The organism is Pseudomonas sp. 7SR1, assembly GCF_900156465.1.
Classification (GTDB): Bacteria; Pseudomonadota; Gammaproteobacteria; order Pseudomonadales; family Pseudomonadaceae; genus Aquipseudomonas.
The window spans coordinates 1,817,365-1,830,868 of the sequence record NZ_LT707064.1 but is presented as its reverse complement, the minus strand read 5'-3'; the positions used below and the strand labels follow the sequence as shown (position 1 = coordinate 1,830,868).

Here is a 13,504-nt window from a genome sequence, read left to right as displayed (position 1 = left end):
CGGCTTGTTCCCGTAACGCCGCCAGCAAAGCCGCGGCATTGGCGCCACGGCAATCCACAACTGTTCGGGCCCCGGCGGCACGCGCCATCTCGGCAACCCTTGGGCTTGGAACAAACAATGGCAGCCGCGCCAGGGCGGGCCACGCTGAGCCGGCCAGTCGGTGCAGATGCTCGAAACTCTGCCCACTGCTGACCATCAGCGCGTTCAGGCGTTCCGCTTGCACCTTCGCCGGCAATTCACCTTCGCGGTACCGTGGCAGGGTGCGCCGGTACAACTCCAGATAGTCGACACTAGCACCTTGCTCACGCAAACGCTCAGCCAGCAAACCGCGTCCACCCTCGCCACGCACGATCAACACTCGTGGCTCGGGCCCGGTGAGAGCCTGACGCAAGGCGGGAAGTTCAAGCAAGGCTTCGCTGTCGTCGCCATTGTCCGGGTAGAACACGCACAGGCCGGCATCGGCGAGGATCTGCCCGGTGGCGGCGCCCACGCTGAACCACGGCAGCGCCGGTGGTTCGGGCCAGTGCTGACGCAATTGCTCCACGCACAAGCGGGCTGCGGGCTTGCTGACCACGATCACGGCACAGTACTGGTCCAGGCGCTGGAGAATCGCCCGTGCGGAATCGACGATGGGAAGCGGCTCGATATCCAGCAGCGGCAGGCTGCTGGTGAATATACCGGCATCGGCCAGTACGGCCGCCAGGGCCGACGACTCATCCGCCGGCCGGGTCAACAGCAGCCGCCAGCCCGTCACGCGTGGCCGGCCTCGCCGTAGACTTTCCTGAGGATGTCGTCGGCGCCCTGGCTCAGCAGGTCTTCGGCCACACGCACGCCCAGGGCTTCGGCGTCGGCGCGCGGCGCGCGGCCTTCGGCGCCCAGCAGTTGGCCGCCATTCGGATCGCCCACCAGGCCGCGCAGCCAGACCTGCTCGCCTTCGAGCACGGCATAACAGGCGATGGGAACCTGGCAGCCACCATTGAGGTGTTTGTTGAGGGCACGCTCGGCGAATACCCGGGTGGCGGTGTCGTCGTGGTGCAGAGGCGCGAGCAAGGCATGGATTTCGCTGTCGGCGCTGCGACACTCGATGCCCACCGCGCCTTGTCCGCCGGCGGGCAGACTGTCGTCGACGCTGATGGCCGAGGTGATGCGGTCTTCGAAGCCAAGGCGGATCAGGCCGGCGGCGGCCAGGATGATCGCGTCATACTCACCGGCATCGAGCTTGGCCAAGCGCGTATTGACATTGCCGCGCAGGAAGCGGATCTGCAGGTCCGGACGACGGCTCAGCAACTGCGCCTGGCGACGCAGGCTGGAGGTGCCGACCACGCTCCCGGCAGGCAAGGCATCAAGGCTGGCGAAGGTGTTGGAGACAAACGCATCCCGCGGATCTTCGCGCTCGCAGATGCAGAACAGACCCAGGCCTTGCGGGAAATCCATGGGCACGTCTTTCATCGAATGCACGGCGATGTCGGCTTCGTTGTCCAAAAGCGCGGTTTCCAGTTCCTTGACGAACAGGCCTTTGCCGCCGATTTTCGATAGCGGCGAATCCAGCAGCTTGTCACCGCGGCTGACCATGGGCACCAGGGTCACGATCAGGCCGGGATGGGCCGCTTCCAGGCGGGCTTTGACGTATTCGGCCTGCCAGAGGGCCAGGGCGCTTTTACGGGTGGCGATGCGGATCTCGCGAGGGGACATGGATCAATCCGTACTTAAAAGATACGGCGAATAATAACAGCTCAGCCAAATACGCTTTGACTTGAATCACGACCCCGGGGCCTCCCTGCCCGTCAATATCCTGGAAAGGGAGCGCATGGACGCTCCGCAGTGACGGTTAAAGCTGTTGCATCATCTTGCGCACGCCAGCCACGTGCCGCCGGCTGACGATCAGGGCATCGCCATTGAGGCCCTTGAGGAACAGTTGGAAATGCCCCAGTGGGGTCCGTTGCAGACGCTCGATACGCTCGCGTGCCACGAGGGCGTTGCGGTGGATGCGTACGAACCGCTCGCCGAACTCGTCTTCGAGGGCCTTGAGTGGCTCGTCCAGCAGGACTTCGCCGCTCTCATGGCGCAAGGTCACGTATTTATGGTCGGCAATGAAATAGACCACCTGATTGAGCGGAATCAGTTCGATACCCTTGCGGGTACGCGCGCTGATGTGACTGCGCGGACCGCTGCCGCTTTCGGCTGCCGGGCGGGTCAATGCCGCCAGTTGCGCCCGGTTGGGCCGCTCGGCCTTGCGCAAGGCGTCGAGCAACGCCTCGGAGGCCACTGGCTTGACCAGGTAGCCCACGGCACCGGCCTGCAACACATCGGGGGGAAAGTCGTCCCGTGTGGTGCAGAACACCACCGCGGGCGGCGACTCTCGCTCGCACAGCTTCGCCGCGACCTGCAAGCCATCCAGGCCAGGCATGCGGATGTCGAGCAGCACGATATCCGGCTTGTGGCTGTCGATAAGGGCCAACGCCTCTTCGCCATTGGTGGCGCTCGGCTCCAGGACACTGTAACCCTCGAGCTCGCCAACCATTCGGCTCAGGCGCTCGCGGGCCAGGGGTTCGTCATCAACGATCAGGACATTCATATTGCGCTGGATTCCTGCGTGAGTCTCGCACAAGGATAGCGTAGACAGGGGAAGTGACATCCGTCACCGCGATCCACGCTAAGACTCGTTCGAGGGCCAAAAAGTGCCGCGAGGCGGTTGCCTATCTTTACCAGCGCTTGCCGACCGATGCTCGGGGCCCGTTGTCGCACGGCGTCGCCGTAAGGGTTATCAAGACTCGATCCGATCAATATGAGCACCTCCGCGTCTGGGTTCGTCCGATGCACCATGGATTAAAAATCCGACGTCCTATCGTCCACTGTAGACGGTTGCCGGGATGATATTGCTCAATCGGAAAATATCGTTGTGCAAACCCTCCGTCGAAAGCCGGGGCCGCCACCGAAAAAACCTGCCGGGCAGTGCCAGCGCCAGCCCCGGTAACCCTGCTATCATCCGCCGCAGCCTTTACCGCTACTTTTTCCACAGCCGATCACGAGCGAATTCATGAGCACTGACAAGACCAATCAGTCCTGGGGCGGCCGCTTCAGTGAACCCGTCGACGCCTTCGTCGCCCGCTTCACCGCCTCCGTCAACTTCGACCAGCGCCTGTATCGCCACGACATCATGGGCTCGATCGCCCACGCCACCATGCTGGCCAAGGTCGGCGTACTGACCGATGCCGAGCGCGACAGCATCATCGATGGCCTGAAGACCATCCAGGGCGAGATCGAGGCCGGCCAGTTCGACTGGCGCGTCGATCTCGAAGACGTGCACATGAACATCGAGGCACGCCTGACCGACCGCATCGGCGTGACCGGCAAGAAGCTGCACACCGGCCGCAGCCGCAACGACCAGGTTGCCACCGACATTCGCCTGTGGCTGCGCGATGAAATCGACCTGATCCTGGGCGAAATCACGCGCCTGCAAAAAGGCCTGCTGGAACAGGCCGAGCGCGAGGCCGAGAGCATCATGCCGGGCTTCACGCACCTGCAAACCGCTCAACCTGTAACGTTTGGGCATCACATGCTGGCCTGGTTCGAAATGCTCAGCCGCGACTACGAGCGCCTGGTGGACTGCCGCAAGCGCACCAACCGCATGCCCCTGGGCAGCGCCGCGCTGGCCGGCACCACCTACCCGATCGATCGTGAATACACCGCGCAGTTGCTGGGCTTCGACGCCGTGGGCGGCAACTCGCTGGATAACGTCTCGGACCGCGATTTCGCCATCGAATTCTGTTCCGCAGCCAGCATCGCGATGATGCACCTGTCCCGGTTCTCCGAAGAGCTGGTGCTGTGGACCAGCGCGCAATTCCAGTTCATCGACCTGCCCGATCGCTTCTGCACCGGCAGCTCGATCATGCCGCAAAAGAAAAACCCCGACGTGCCGGAACTGGTACGGGGCAAGAGCGGCCGGGTATTCGGCGCACTGATGGGCCTGTTGACCCTGATGAAGGGTCAGCCGCTGGCCTACAACAAGGACAACCAGGAAGACAAGGAGCCGCTGTTCGACGCCGCCGACACCTTGCGCGACTCGCTGCGAGCCTTCGCCGACATGATCCCGGCCATCAAGCCCAAGCACGCAGTGATGCGCGAAGCAGCCTTGCGCGGCTTCTCCACCGCCACCGACCTGGCCGACTACCTGGTGCGCCGTGGCCTGCCGTTCCGTGATTGCCATGAGATTGTCGGCCATGCCGTGAAATACGGCGTGGACACCGGCAAGGACCTGGCGGAAATGAGCCTGGATGAACTGCGCCAGTTCAGCGACCAGATCGAGCAGGACGTGTTTGCCGTGCTGACCCTCGAAGGCTCGGTCAATGCCCGTGACCACATCGGCGGCACCGCGCCGGCCCAGGTCAAGGCAGCGGTTGTGCGGGGCCAGGCGTTGCTCGCCAGCCGCTGAAAGCCAGAAGCATCGCGAGCTCGCTCCCACGACGGATCTTTGGTGAACACCCCTAGTGAACATCCAGAGATTCAAACGCGGGAGCGAGCCTGCTCGTGATAGCCGGCTTCAACTCACCGAAAAGCTCACTTCTTGGCGGCGATCATCGCTAAAAACGTCGGCATCGCTGCTTCCTTGTCTGCCGCAATCCTTTGTACGTTCGGGTTCTGCTCCAGATGCTCCATCAGCGCCTTGGCTGCCGGCACGTCGGCCAACAGATCGATATCGAACAGCTTCCTGCCCACCTGTAACGCCAGCGAGACACTGTAGAGAAAGTACAGATCGGCAAGGCTCATGCTGTCACCCGCCACATAGGGTGCGAACTTGCCGTGGCGGCCGAGCGTGGCGAACCCCAGCAGCAGTTCGGTCCTGGTCTTTTCCTTGATGGCGTCGGGCAACGTCATGCCGAAAAATGCCTCGGCGTAACACGCCCGCCCCGGCAGCTCGATGTACAACTCGATTTCCCTGCACAGGGCCAGCACCTGGGCACGGGCGTACGGGTCTTCGGGCAGCAGGGGCTTGCCTGGCTGGGTTTGCTCGATGTACTCGAGGATCACGCTGGTTTCATTGATGAAGCCCTGGTCGGTCTTCAGTACAGGAACTTTGCCCCGGGGGCTGATGGCCAGGGTTTCGGGAGCCTGGTTGCCATAGAACGGCACCTCTGCGAAGGGCAGGCCCTTCTCCAGCAGCGCCAGCTTCACCATGTTGTAGTAGTTACTGACAGAGAAACCATAAAGCTCAAGCATTGCAAGCCTCCAGGCCGTGCGGGGTTGGCAGCCTTGCGTTATAGACGGTCGGGGCACTTCCCGCCAGGCCCATCAGCCTGGCGAATAGGGGTAGACTGGCGGCCTTTCTCAAAGGAGCCTGCCATGAGCGAGCCAACCGACATCGACAACGACGAAGAAGAGTTCGTCGAAACGACCCTGATCGAAGCCATCGAAAACCAGATCGAAAGCGACAACCCGCCCGCCGCCAAGGCAACCTTCAACAAACTGACCCTGGTCGGGTACGAACGGGAGGAAATCCTGAACCTCATGGCCCATGTGCTGGCCCATGAGATCGACGCCATGCTCGAACAGGATCGCCCGTTCGATGCCCAGTGGTACGAAACCGCGTTGCGTGCCCTGCCCGAGCTGCCACCGGAAAAGCAATGAGCCCCAGGCGCACGGCTCTTGTGCCTGGCAGAACAGCGGTGTTGCGTCACTCGAAACCAAAAAGCACGACACTGGTACTGGACAGTTCGCCAGAGTGCGCTCAACTTAAGGGCGCTGTCGTCCAAATTCCTAGAAAGTCTGGAGTCCTTATGTCGCTTACCCCTGAGCTGGTTGCCGAACTGGAAATCCTTGCACTCTTCAACCTGGACAGTTCCCAGGAAGGCCTGAAAATCCATCAGACCGCTGCCCCTTCTGCCATCGCCGCCGCCAAACGCCTTTACGAAAAAGACCTGATCACCCAGTCCGACGGCGGTTACCTGACCAGCCTGGGCCGGGATGCCGCCGAGCACGTGCAAGGCCTGTTGACCATTCTCAACGTCGTATCGCAAGCCGCCTGACCTTCCTGTCGCCCACGGAAATCCCTGCGCCGGGGTTTCCGCAGGCGCACTGCGCCCCCTGTAGAAATTCCGGCGTCAAAAATCATATTTCAGCTTAAGAATTCCACGCCCCGGACGCTAAACTGCCATCACCTTCGATCTCCCACGTTCGACGCCGCGAGCGGTTTGAGCCGACATGACCCGCAATCACGAAATACGCCCCGATCTGGATGAGGGAATCGACCGCAAGGTCTTGAGCCAGTTGCGCGCACGTTTTCTCAAGCTCAACACCATCCGGATGGAACGTGCCCTGGAAGGCCTCTCGCCTCGCCAGCAAAGCGTATTGACCTTGCTGCCCCTGTTTTTCCACGTCAATCACCCCTTGTTGCCCGGCTACGTCTCGAGCACGACTCCGGCAGGGCTGTCGAACTACGAACCCGACGCCAGCGTCCTCACCGAGGCCCAGCGGCTGACCCGCTCCTTCTCCTACAAGCCGCGCCACGGCAGCAACCCACCAAGGCCGATTCTCGGCCTGTTCCTGATGGGCAGCCTGGGCACGCTCGCCCAGGCGGATCAGAGCGACATGGACGTATGGGTCTGTCACGGACCGGACCTGAGCGACGATGAACTGGCCGAGCTGCGCAAGAAATGCCAGTTGCTCGAGGCCTGGGCGGCGACCCAGGGCGCCGAAGCCCACTTCTTCCTCATCGACCCGGCCCGGTTCGTACGGGGCGAAAGGGACAACCAGCTCAGCTCCGACGATTGCGGAACGACCCAGCACTACCTGCTGCTGGACGAGTTCTACCGCACCGCGATCTGGCTGGCGGGGCGTACGCCGATCTGGTGGCTGGTGCCGGTCTACGAAGAAGACAACTATGAGCAGTACACCCACACGCTGATTTCCAAGCGCTTTATCCGAGCGGACGAGACACTGGACCTCGGACACCTGGCCTACATCCCGCCGGGAGAGTTCATTGGCGCCGGCCTCTGGCAGTTGTTCAAGGGTATCGAGTCCCCTTACAAGTCCGTGCTCAAGCTGCTGCTGACCGAGGTCTATGCCAGCGAGCACCCCGACGTCCGGTGCCTGAGCCTGCGCTTCAAGCAGGCGGTATTCGCCAATCGCCTGGACCTGGAAGAACTGGACCCGTACATGCTGATCTATCGCCGCATCGAGGAATACCTCAAGGCCCGCGGCGAGCCCGAGCGTCTGGAACTGATCCGGCGCGCGCTCTACCTGAAGGTCAACCGCAAGCTCACCGGCCCGGCGCGCAGCAGCGGCTGGCAACGCACGCTGCTCGAGCGCCTGGCCAGCGAATGGGGCTGGGATCAGCGCCAACTGGCGCTGCTGGACAGCCGCAGCCAGTGGAAGGTGCGCCAGGTCAGCAACGAAAGACGGGCCCTGGTCAATGAACTGACCTACAGCTACCGCTTCCTGACCCAGTTCGCCCGCACCGAGAAAACCGCCAGCCTGATCAACAAGCGTGACCTCAACGTCCTTGGCCGACGGTTGTACGCGGCGTTCGAACGCAAGGCCGACAAGGTGGAGTTCATCAATCCCGGCATCGCGCCGGACCTGGCCGAAGACACCCTGACGCTGGTTCAGTCACCCAACAAGAAAGAACCCGGGCAAAACCAGTGGGGCCTTTATAACGGCAGCCTCAATGCCCTGGAGTGGGAGAATTTCGCGCCGATCAAGCGCAGCCGGGAATTGCTGGAGCTGCTGACCTGGTGCCATCGCAACGGCGTGATCGACAGCAGTACGCGGCTGGCGCTGCACCCCGGCGAGAGCGACCTGAGCGAGTTCGAGCTGTTCAACCTGCTGGGCAGCCTGCAACAGGCCATCGCGCTGCCCCTGGCCACGGTCGACGAAGAACGGCTGCTGCATGCCAGCGTGCCCAGCGAGGTGCTGATCCTGGTAAACGTCGGCATCGACCCGCTCAAGCATCACCGCGACCTGAACATCCTGATGACCACCGAACGCACCGACTCGCTGAGCTATGCCGGTGTCCGGGAAAACCTGGTGCTGACCCTCGACCAGGTCACGCTCAACAGTTGGAACGAAGTGCTGGTCAACCGCTTCGACGGCGAGCACGCGCTGCTCGACTGCCTGCGTGACTACCTCAACGACCTGCCCTCCGGGCCGCGCCAGCCGCGCTTGCAGGTCCGCTGCTTCTGCCACAACCGCGCGCAGTTCATTGCGCGAAGGGTCGAAGAAGTCATCGAAACGGCCCAGACGCTGCTGCTCAGCAACCTCAACCATCGCTATCTGCTTCAGGTCCAGCAGCACTACCATGTGCTGGAACTGGTGCCCGGCCAGGTCAACCACATTCCCCTGGCCAGCCTCTCGGCGCTGATGGATTACCTGGGTGAAGAGCTGGCCGCCTACAGTCCGCTGCACCTGGACTCGATGGCCCTGGAAGATCATGACCTGGCACTGGTCCTGCCCATGGGCCAACCCGAGTGCATCCAGGTGTTCTACCGGGTCAACGAGGACGACGCCGACCTGTACGTGCTCGACGAACTCAACGCCCTGTGGCAGCAGCGCCTGCCCTATCACGACGAGCAAAGCCTGCTGGTGCCGCTGCAACGCTTCCTGCAATCGGTGCTGTACCGCCGCGACGCCCTGCTGCCAATGGATGCCGCCCAGCCGTTGAACCTGGAAACCCTGTATTACCAGTTGCTGCCCTCGGGCAACGGACGGGCGCGGCGGATCGAGGCACGCCAGGCTCCGCAGACACCGGTGAACAAACCGTTCTATGACGTACAGGCCATCATCGGCAAAGCGGCCCATGGCCAGGTGCACGTCACCCTGTACTGCAACCAGCAGGAGTTCTCTGAACTGGAACACGGCGACCAGCTGTTCCGCGTAGTTGCCGGGGAAATCGTCGGCCAGCGCCGCGAGGCCGAACGCTATCGCTGCTACATCACCGACCTGGACCTCTCGGGCCTGGTGGGTGACGGTGCCTGCTCGAGCAATCTGTACCTGCGCTACAAGGCCGACCTGGAACGCGCCCTGAACGAGGCGCTGACCCTGGTCTGAATCAGAGGTGGAAATCGCCGCCCGCTTCGGGCTGGTATTCCACGGCCAGCAATGTCAGCTTCAGGGTCTTGCCGCCCGGCGCCGGCCAGTCGATGTGCTGGCCCACCTTCAGGCCCAGCAGCGCGCTGCCTACCGGCGCCAGGATCGAGACCTTGCCTTCATCGGCATTCGCGTCCTGTGGATAGACCAGCGTCAGGCGATAGTCCTTGCCGCTGCCTTCCTCGCGGCAATGCACACGCGAATTCATCGTCACGACGTCGGCGGGCACGTCTTCATGGCCCACCAGGGTCTCGGCGCGATCCAGTTCGGTCTGCAACGCGATCACGCCCGGGAGCGTTTCGTCCAGGCTGTCGATCAGACGCTCCAGACGCTGAACGTCCAGGCGGGTAAGGGTGATGGAAGGTGCGGTCATGATCCAGGCAGACTCCTTTCTTCTGCACGAAAAAAGCAAAACCCCGCCACAGGAAGACGGGGTTTTTACGGGCCTCGGCAAGGTGAGGCATAGCCGGACACTAACACAGCTCAATAAATATACAAGTCGGGGAGCTGGCACACCCAACTGTCGCGTGAGGATTTATCCCAGCTGGGCTGTTGCAGCCCTGAGCTTGCCTGCCCGATCGACCTGCCTGGTTGCGTTAGTCTTTCGGGCTGCTTGGCAGCCAGCGGGGATAAAAACCCTCGCCACGGATGGTTACACCTGAGGTTTGCGCCTGGCCGCCTCGGCACAGATGACCCGCCGCCGCTCATCATCGGCCGAGCGCCACTCGCGGATATCCTCCACATGACGAAAGCATCCGAGGCAGACCTTTTGCTCGTCAAGTCGACAAAGGCTGATGCACGGCGACGGCACGGCGGGGCTGACGTTGCTGTAGAGCGGCTTGGGTGGCCGAACCGGGGCAGTCTGGTTCACGCGATCACAGGCCTTCGAAGTCGAATTCCACACCAGCCTGCTGCTTGACGATGCGTTCGAGCATCTCGCCCAGTTGCTCTTCGCTCTTGTCGCACAGCCAGCGCCCGCTCTCCTCGTCGTAGTCGAAGTGGAAGCCACCCGAGACCGCCGCCAGCCAAAGCTGGCGCAGTGGCTCCTGGCGACTGAAAATCAATTGGGTACCGTTTTCGAACTTGACAGTCAGCACGCCGGCGGAGCTTTCCAGGTCGATATCCAGCTCGCTGTCTTCGAATACATCCTCCAGGGTTTGCTGGGTCGCATCGACCAGATCGTGGAAACGGGCTTCAGTCAAACTCATTGCGGCAACCTCGAAAATGTCTGCTTATGCTCAAGCGCCGCAAGATACGGGCGCTTCCCGACGATTGCAAAGGATATACCGACCAACGACAACCGCAGCCACCGCAATCGATAACGGCGCCAGCCCCGCCGGACGGGAGGCCCGTTGCATAGGCAAGCCGCCGGGTGGCCGGTATACTCCGGCGCAATTAACGCATTTTCAAGGATTTCGCCATGAAGCGCCTGATCTCTTCCCTTGCTGCGCTCGTCGCGGTTGCCTGCCTAGTGACAGCCTGTGGTCAAAAAGGTCCGCTGTACCTGCCCGACGACAGCAAGTCTCCCGAAGAGCAGGCCAAGTCGTCACAATCCAGGTCCCACTCCCACGACACCCAGACCACTTACTAAGGGATTGCCATGGACGCTTTTAACTACCGTGGCGGGGAGCTGTTCGCGGAAGGGGTTGCCCTGTCTGCGATCGCCGAACGTTTCGGCACGCCGACCTATGTCTATTCCCGTGCCCACATAGAAGCGCAATACCGGACCTTCGCCGACGCCCTCGTCGGCATGCCGCACCTGGTGTGCTTCGCCGTCAAGGCCAACTCCAACCTGGGCGTGCTCAACGTCCTGGCACGCCTGGGCGCCGGCTTCGACATCGTCTCCGGTGGCGAGCTCGAACGCGTCCTGGCCGCAGGCGGCAGTGCCGACAAGATCGTGTTCTCCGGCGTCGGCAAGACCCGCGAAGACATGCGCCGCGCCCTGGAAGTCGGCGTGCACTGCTTCAACATCGAATCCACCGACGAGCTCGAACGCTTGCAGCTTGTCGCCGCCGAACTGGGTGTGCGCGCGCCGATTTCCCTGCGCGTGAACCCGGACGTCGACGCCGGCACCCACCCGTACATCTCCACCGGCCTGAAGGAAAACAAGTTCGGCATCGCCATTGCCGACGCCGAAGACGTGTACGTGCGCGCCGCCCAACTGCCGAACCTGGAAGTGCTGGGCGTCGACTGCCACATCGGCTCGCAGCTGACCACCCTGGAGCCCTTCATCGATGCCCTCGACCGCCTGCTGGCATTGGTCGACCGCCTCGGCGACTGCGGCATCTACCTGCGCCATATCGACCTGGGCGGCGGTGTCGGCGTGCGCTACCGCGACGAAGAGCCGCCCTTGGTGGCCGACTACATCAAGGCCGTGCGCGAGCGCCTCGAAGGCCGCGACCTGGCACTGATGTTCGAGCCTGGCCGGTACATCGTGGCCAACGCCGGCGTGCTGCTGACCCAGGTCGAATACCTCAAGCACACCGAGCACAAGGACTTCGCCATCGTCGACGCGGCCATGAACGACCTGATCCGCCCGGCGCTGTACCAGGCCTGGATGGACGTGTCCGCGGTTCGCCCACGCGATACCGCCCCACGCAGCTACGATATCGTCGGGCCGATCTGCGAAACCGGCGACTTCCTGGCCAAGGGCCGGGAACTGGCATTGCAGGAAGGGGATCTGCTGGCCGTGCATTCGGCCGGAGCCTACGGGTTTGTCATGAGTTCCAACTACAACACCCGGGGCCGTTGCGCCGAGGTGCTGGTGGACGGTGATCAGGCATTCGAAGTACGTCGCCGCGAGACGATAGCCGAGCTGTTCGCCGGCGAAAGCCTGCTGCCGGAGTAAGACCATGCTGCTGCGTTTCACCAAGATGCACGGCCTGGGCAACGATTTCATGGTCCTCGACCTGGTCAGCCAGCACGCGCACATCCTGCCCAAGCACGCCAAGCAATGGGGCGACCGGCACACTGGCATCGGTTTCGACCAGTTGCTGATCGTCGAAGCGCCCACCAACCCGGATGTGGACTTCCGCTATCGGATCTTCAACGCCGACGGCTCGGAAGTGGAGCAATGCGGTAACGGTGCGCGCTGCTTCGCCCGCTTCGTGCTGGACAAGCGCCTGACCGCCAAACGCAGGATCCGCGTCGAGACCAAGAGCGGCATCATCGAGCTGGACGTGCGCAACGATGGCCAGATCGGCGTCAACATGGGCGCCCCGCGCCTGAAGCCGTCAGAGATTCCGTTCGAAGCGCCGGCCCAGGCCCTGAGCTACCCGCTGGAAGTCGATGGCGCCACGGTGGAACTGGCCGCGGTGTCCATGGGCAACCCCCATGCCGTACTCCGGGTCACCGACATCAACAGTGCGCCGGTGCATGAGCTGGGGCCGAAGATCGAGCATCACCCGCGCTTCCCAGCGCGCGTGAACGTCGGTTTCCTGCAAGTCATCGACCGTCACCGCGCCCAACTGCGCGTCTGGGAACGGGGTGCCGGGGAAACCCAGGCCTGCGGAACCGGCGCCTGCGCCGCCGCGGTCGCCGCGATCAGCCAGGGATGGATGGATTCGCCCCTGCTGATCGACCTGCCGGGCGGGCGCCTGTCCATCGAATGGGCAGGCCCCGGCCAACCGGTGATGATGACCGGCCCGGCAGTTCGCGTATACGAAGGACAAGTTCGTCTTTGAATGAGCCAAACCCATGACCGACAAGCCACAGGTTCCAGCCTCGCAGCCCGACGAATCCCCTGGCCAGCTTCCGGATGCCGCGGCAGTGGCCGCTTATCTGGAGGCTCACCCGGACTACTTCGTCGAGCGTGAAGACTTGCTTTCAGTGATGCGCATCCCCCACCGACGCGGCGATACGGTGTCGCTGGTGGAGCACCAGATGAAGATCCTGCGCGAACGCAACATCGAGATGCGCCATCGTCTCTCGCACCTGATGGACGTCGCCCGGGACAACGACCGGCTCTTCGACAAGACCCGTCGCCTGATCCTGGCATTGATGGACGCCAACACCCTCGAAGACCTGGTGATGAGTGTCGAAGACAGCCTGCGCCAGGACTTCCAGGTGCCTTTTGTCAGCCTCATCCTGTTCAGCGACAACGCCATGCCGGTGGGTCGCTGGGTGACCCACGCCGACGCACAGACGGCCATCGGTGGCTTGCTGACTGAAAACAAGAGCGTCAGCGGCAGCCTGCGCGAACACGAGCTGGACTTCCTGTTCGGCGAAGAACAGCGCAAGCAGATCGGCTCCACCGCCGTCGTCGCCATTGCCCATCAGGGCGTGCATGGCGTTCTGGCCATCGCCAGTCGCGATCCCCAGCACTACAAGAGCTCGGTGGGCACGCTGTTCCTCAGCTACATCGCCGAGGTCACCGGCCGGCTGCTGCCACGGTTCACCGGCTCGCTGCGCTCGGTACGCTGAT

The 13,504-nt window shown here is 62.8% G+C and carries 14 protein-coding genes and 1 pseudogene; 8 read left to right on the top strand and 7 right to left on the bottom strand.

Features of this window, described 5'->3' with window-relative positions; genetic code table 11:
- Positions 1–55: 55 nt before the first annotated feature.
- From BW992_RS27185 to BW992_RS08235, 3 genes and pseudogenes are all read right to left on the bottom strand, one after another.
- Positions 56–754, bottom strand: a pseudogene (locus tag BW992_RS27185) (uroporphyrinogen-III synthase); the annotation flags it as partial.
- A complete protein-coding gene (gene hemC / locus BW992_RS08240; RefSeq protein ID WP_072390561.1) occupies positions 751–1,692 on the bottom strand; it encodes a hydroxymethylbilane synthase in 942 nt (313 codons plus the stop codon). The gene hemC and the pseudogene BW992_RS27185, both read right to left, overlap by 4 nt.
- A 136-nt stretch (positions 1,693–1,828) precedes the next feature.
- Entirely contained in the window at positions 1,829–2,575 is a 747-nt protein-coding gene (locus tag BW992_RS08235; RefSeq protein WP_072390564.1) for a LytR/AlgR family response regulator transcription factor, read from the bottom strand.
- A gap of 462 nt (positions 2,576–3,037) precedes the next feature.
- Between BW992_RS08235 and argH the strand changes: the two genes are divergently transcribed.
- Positions 3,038–4,432 (top strand): argininosuccinate lyase, encoded by a 1,395-nt coding sequence (argH, locus tag BW992_RS08225; RefSeq protein WP_072390570.1) that lies wholly within the window; start codon positions 3,038–3,040, stop codon positions 4,430–4,432.
- Between the two features lie 125 nt (positions 4,433–4,557).
- Here argH and BW992_RS08220 read toward each other — a convergent pair whose 3' ends face one another.
- A complete protein-coding gene (locus BW992_RS08220; protein ID WP_072458538.1) occupies positions 4,558–5,217 on the bottom strand; it encodes a glutathione S-transferase family protein in 660 nt (219 codons plus the stop codon).
- Positions 5,218–5,340: 123 nt separating this feature from the next.
- Between BW992_RS08220 and BW992_RS08215 the strand changes: the two genes are divergently transcribed.
- From BW992_RS08215 to BW992_RS08205, 3 genes are all read left to right on the top strand, one after another.
- Positions 5,341–5,625 (top strand): hypothetical protein, encoded by a 285-nt coding sequence (locus BW992_RS08215; protein ID WP_072390577.1) that lies wholly within the window; start codon positions 5,341–5,343, stop codon positions 5,623–5,625.
- 149 nt (positions 5,626–5,774) lie between these two features.
- Complete coding sequence (locus BW992_RS08210) at positions 5,775–6,023, top strand: TIGR02647 family protein (RefSeq protein ID WP_072390580.1); 249 nt, start codon at positions 5,775–5,777, stop codon at positions 6,021–6,023.
- Positions 6,024–6,198: 175 nt separating this feature from the next.
- Positions 6,199–9,042, top strand: coding sequence for a class I adenylate cyclase (locus BW992_RS08205; protein ID WP_076405979.1), 2,844 nt, complete (start codon positions 6,199–6,201; stop codon positions 9,040–9,042).
- Between the two features lies 1 nt (position 9,043).
- On the opposite strand, the gene rnk is transcribed toward BW992_RS08205, so the two are convergent.
- From rnk to cyaY, 3 genes are all read right to left on the bottom strand, one after another.
- The gene (rnk, locus tag BW992_RS08200; RefSeq protein WP_072390586.1) at positions 9,044–9,454 is read right to left on the bottom strand and encodes a nucleoside diphosphate kinase regulator; all 411 of its coding nucleotides are present in this window, start codon (positions 9,452–9,454) and stop codon (positions 9,044–9,046) included.
- A 279-nt stretch (positions 9,455–9,733) separates the two neighbouring features.
- Positions 9,734–9,952, bottom strand: coding sequence for a DUF1289 domain-containing protein (locus tag BW992_RS08190; protein ID WP_072390592.1), 219 nt, complete (start codon positions 9,950–9,952; stop codon positions 9,734–9,736).
- Positions 9,953–9,956: 4 nt separating this feature from the next.
- A complete protein-coding gene (cyaY, locus tag BW992_RS08185; protein WP_072390595.1) occupies positions 9,957–10,289 on the bottom strand; it encodes an iron donor protein CyaY in 333 nt (110 codons plus the stop codon).
- 212 nt (positions 10,290–10,501) lie between these two features.
- On the opposite strand from cyaY, the gene lptM reads away from it, so the two are divergent.
- The 4 genes from lptM to BW992_RS08165 are packed head-to-tail and all read left to right on the top strand — an operon-like array spanning position 10,502 to position 13,503.
- Positions 10,502–10,672, top strand: coding sequence for an LPS translocon maturation chaperone LptM (gene lptM / locus BW992_RS08180; protein WP_072390601.1), 171 nt, complete (start codon positions 10,502–10,504; stop codon positions 10,670–10,672).
- A gap of 9 nt (positions 10,673–10,681) precedes the next feature.
- Positions 10,682–11,929 (top strand): diaminopimelate decarboxylase, encoded by a 1,248-nt coding sequence (gene lysA, locus BW992_RS08175; RefSeq protein WP_072390604.1) that lies wholly within the window; start codon positions 10,682–10,684, stop codon positions 11,927–11,929.
- Positions 11,930–11,933: 4 nt separating this feature from the next.
- Positions 11,934–12,764: a diaminopimelate epimerase gene (gene dapF, locus BW992_RS08170; protein ID WP_072390607.1), complete on the top strand. Its 831-nt coding sequence runs from the start codon at positions 11,934–11,936 to the stop codon at positions 12,762–12,764.
- A 13-nt stretch (positions 12,765–12,777) separates the two neighbouring features.
- Positions 12,778–13,503: a DUF484 family protein gene (locus BW992_RS08165; RefSeq protein ID WP_072390609.1), complete on the top strand. Its 726-nt coding sequence runs from the start codon at positions 12,778–12,780 to the stop codon at positions 13,501–13,503.
- The last annotated feature ends 1 nt before the right edge of the window (position 13,504 follow it).

Bases quoted from the DNA above. Each gene is read 5' to 3' on its own strand.
- dapF (WP_072390607.1), top strand. From the start codon at position 11,934: ATGCTGCTGCGTTTCACCAAGATGCACGGCCTGGGCAACGATTTCATG.
- BW992_RS08205 (WP_076405979.1), top strand. From the start codon at position 6,199: ATGACCCGCAATCACGAAATACGCCCCGATCTGGATGAGGGAATCGAC.
- BW992_RS08235 (WP_072390564.1), bottom strand. From the start codon at position 2,575: ATGAATGTCCTGATCGTTGATGACGAACCCCTGGCCCGCGAGCGCCTG.
- BW992_RS08215 (WP_072390577.1), top strand. From the start codon at position 5,341: ATGAGCGAGCCAACCGACATCGACAACGACGAAGAAGAGTTCGTCGAA.
- BW992_RS08220 (WP_072458538.1), bottom strand. From the start codon at position 5,217: ATGCTTGAGCTTTATGGTTTCTCTGTCAGTAACTACTACAACATGGTG.
- BW992_RS08165 (WP_072390609.1), top strand. From the start codon at position 12,778: ATGACCGACAAGCCACAGGTTCCAGCCTCGCAGCCCGACGAATCCCCT.
- cyaY (WP_072390595.1), bottom strand. From the start codon at position 10,289: ATGAGTTTGACTGAAGCCCGTTTCCACGATCTGGTCGATGCGACCCAG.
- hemC (WP_072390561.1), bottom strand. From the start codon at position 1,692: ATGTCCCCTCGCGAGATCCGCATCGCCACCCGTAAAAGCGCCCTGGCC.
- lptM (WP_072390601.1), top strand. From the start codon at position 10,502: ATGAAGCGCCTGATCTCTTCCCTTGCTGCGCTCGTCGCGGTTGCCTGC.
- rnk (WP_072390586.1), bottom strand. From the start codon at position 9,454: ATGACCGCACCTTCCATCACCCTTACCCGCCTGGACGTTCAGCGTCTG.
- argH (WP_072390570.1), top strand. From the start codon at position 3,038: ATGAGCACTGACAAGACCAATCAGTCCTGGGGCGGCCGCTTCAGTGAA.
- lysA (WP_072390604.1), top strand. From the start codon at position 10,682: ATGGACGCTTTTAACTACCGTGGCGGGGAGCTGTTCGCGGAAGGGGTT.
- BW992_RS08210 (WP_072390580.1), top strand. From the start codon at position 5,775: ATGTCGCTTACCCCTGAGCTGGTTGCCGAACTGGAAATCCTTGCACTC.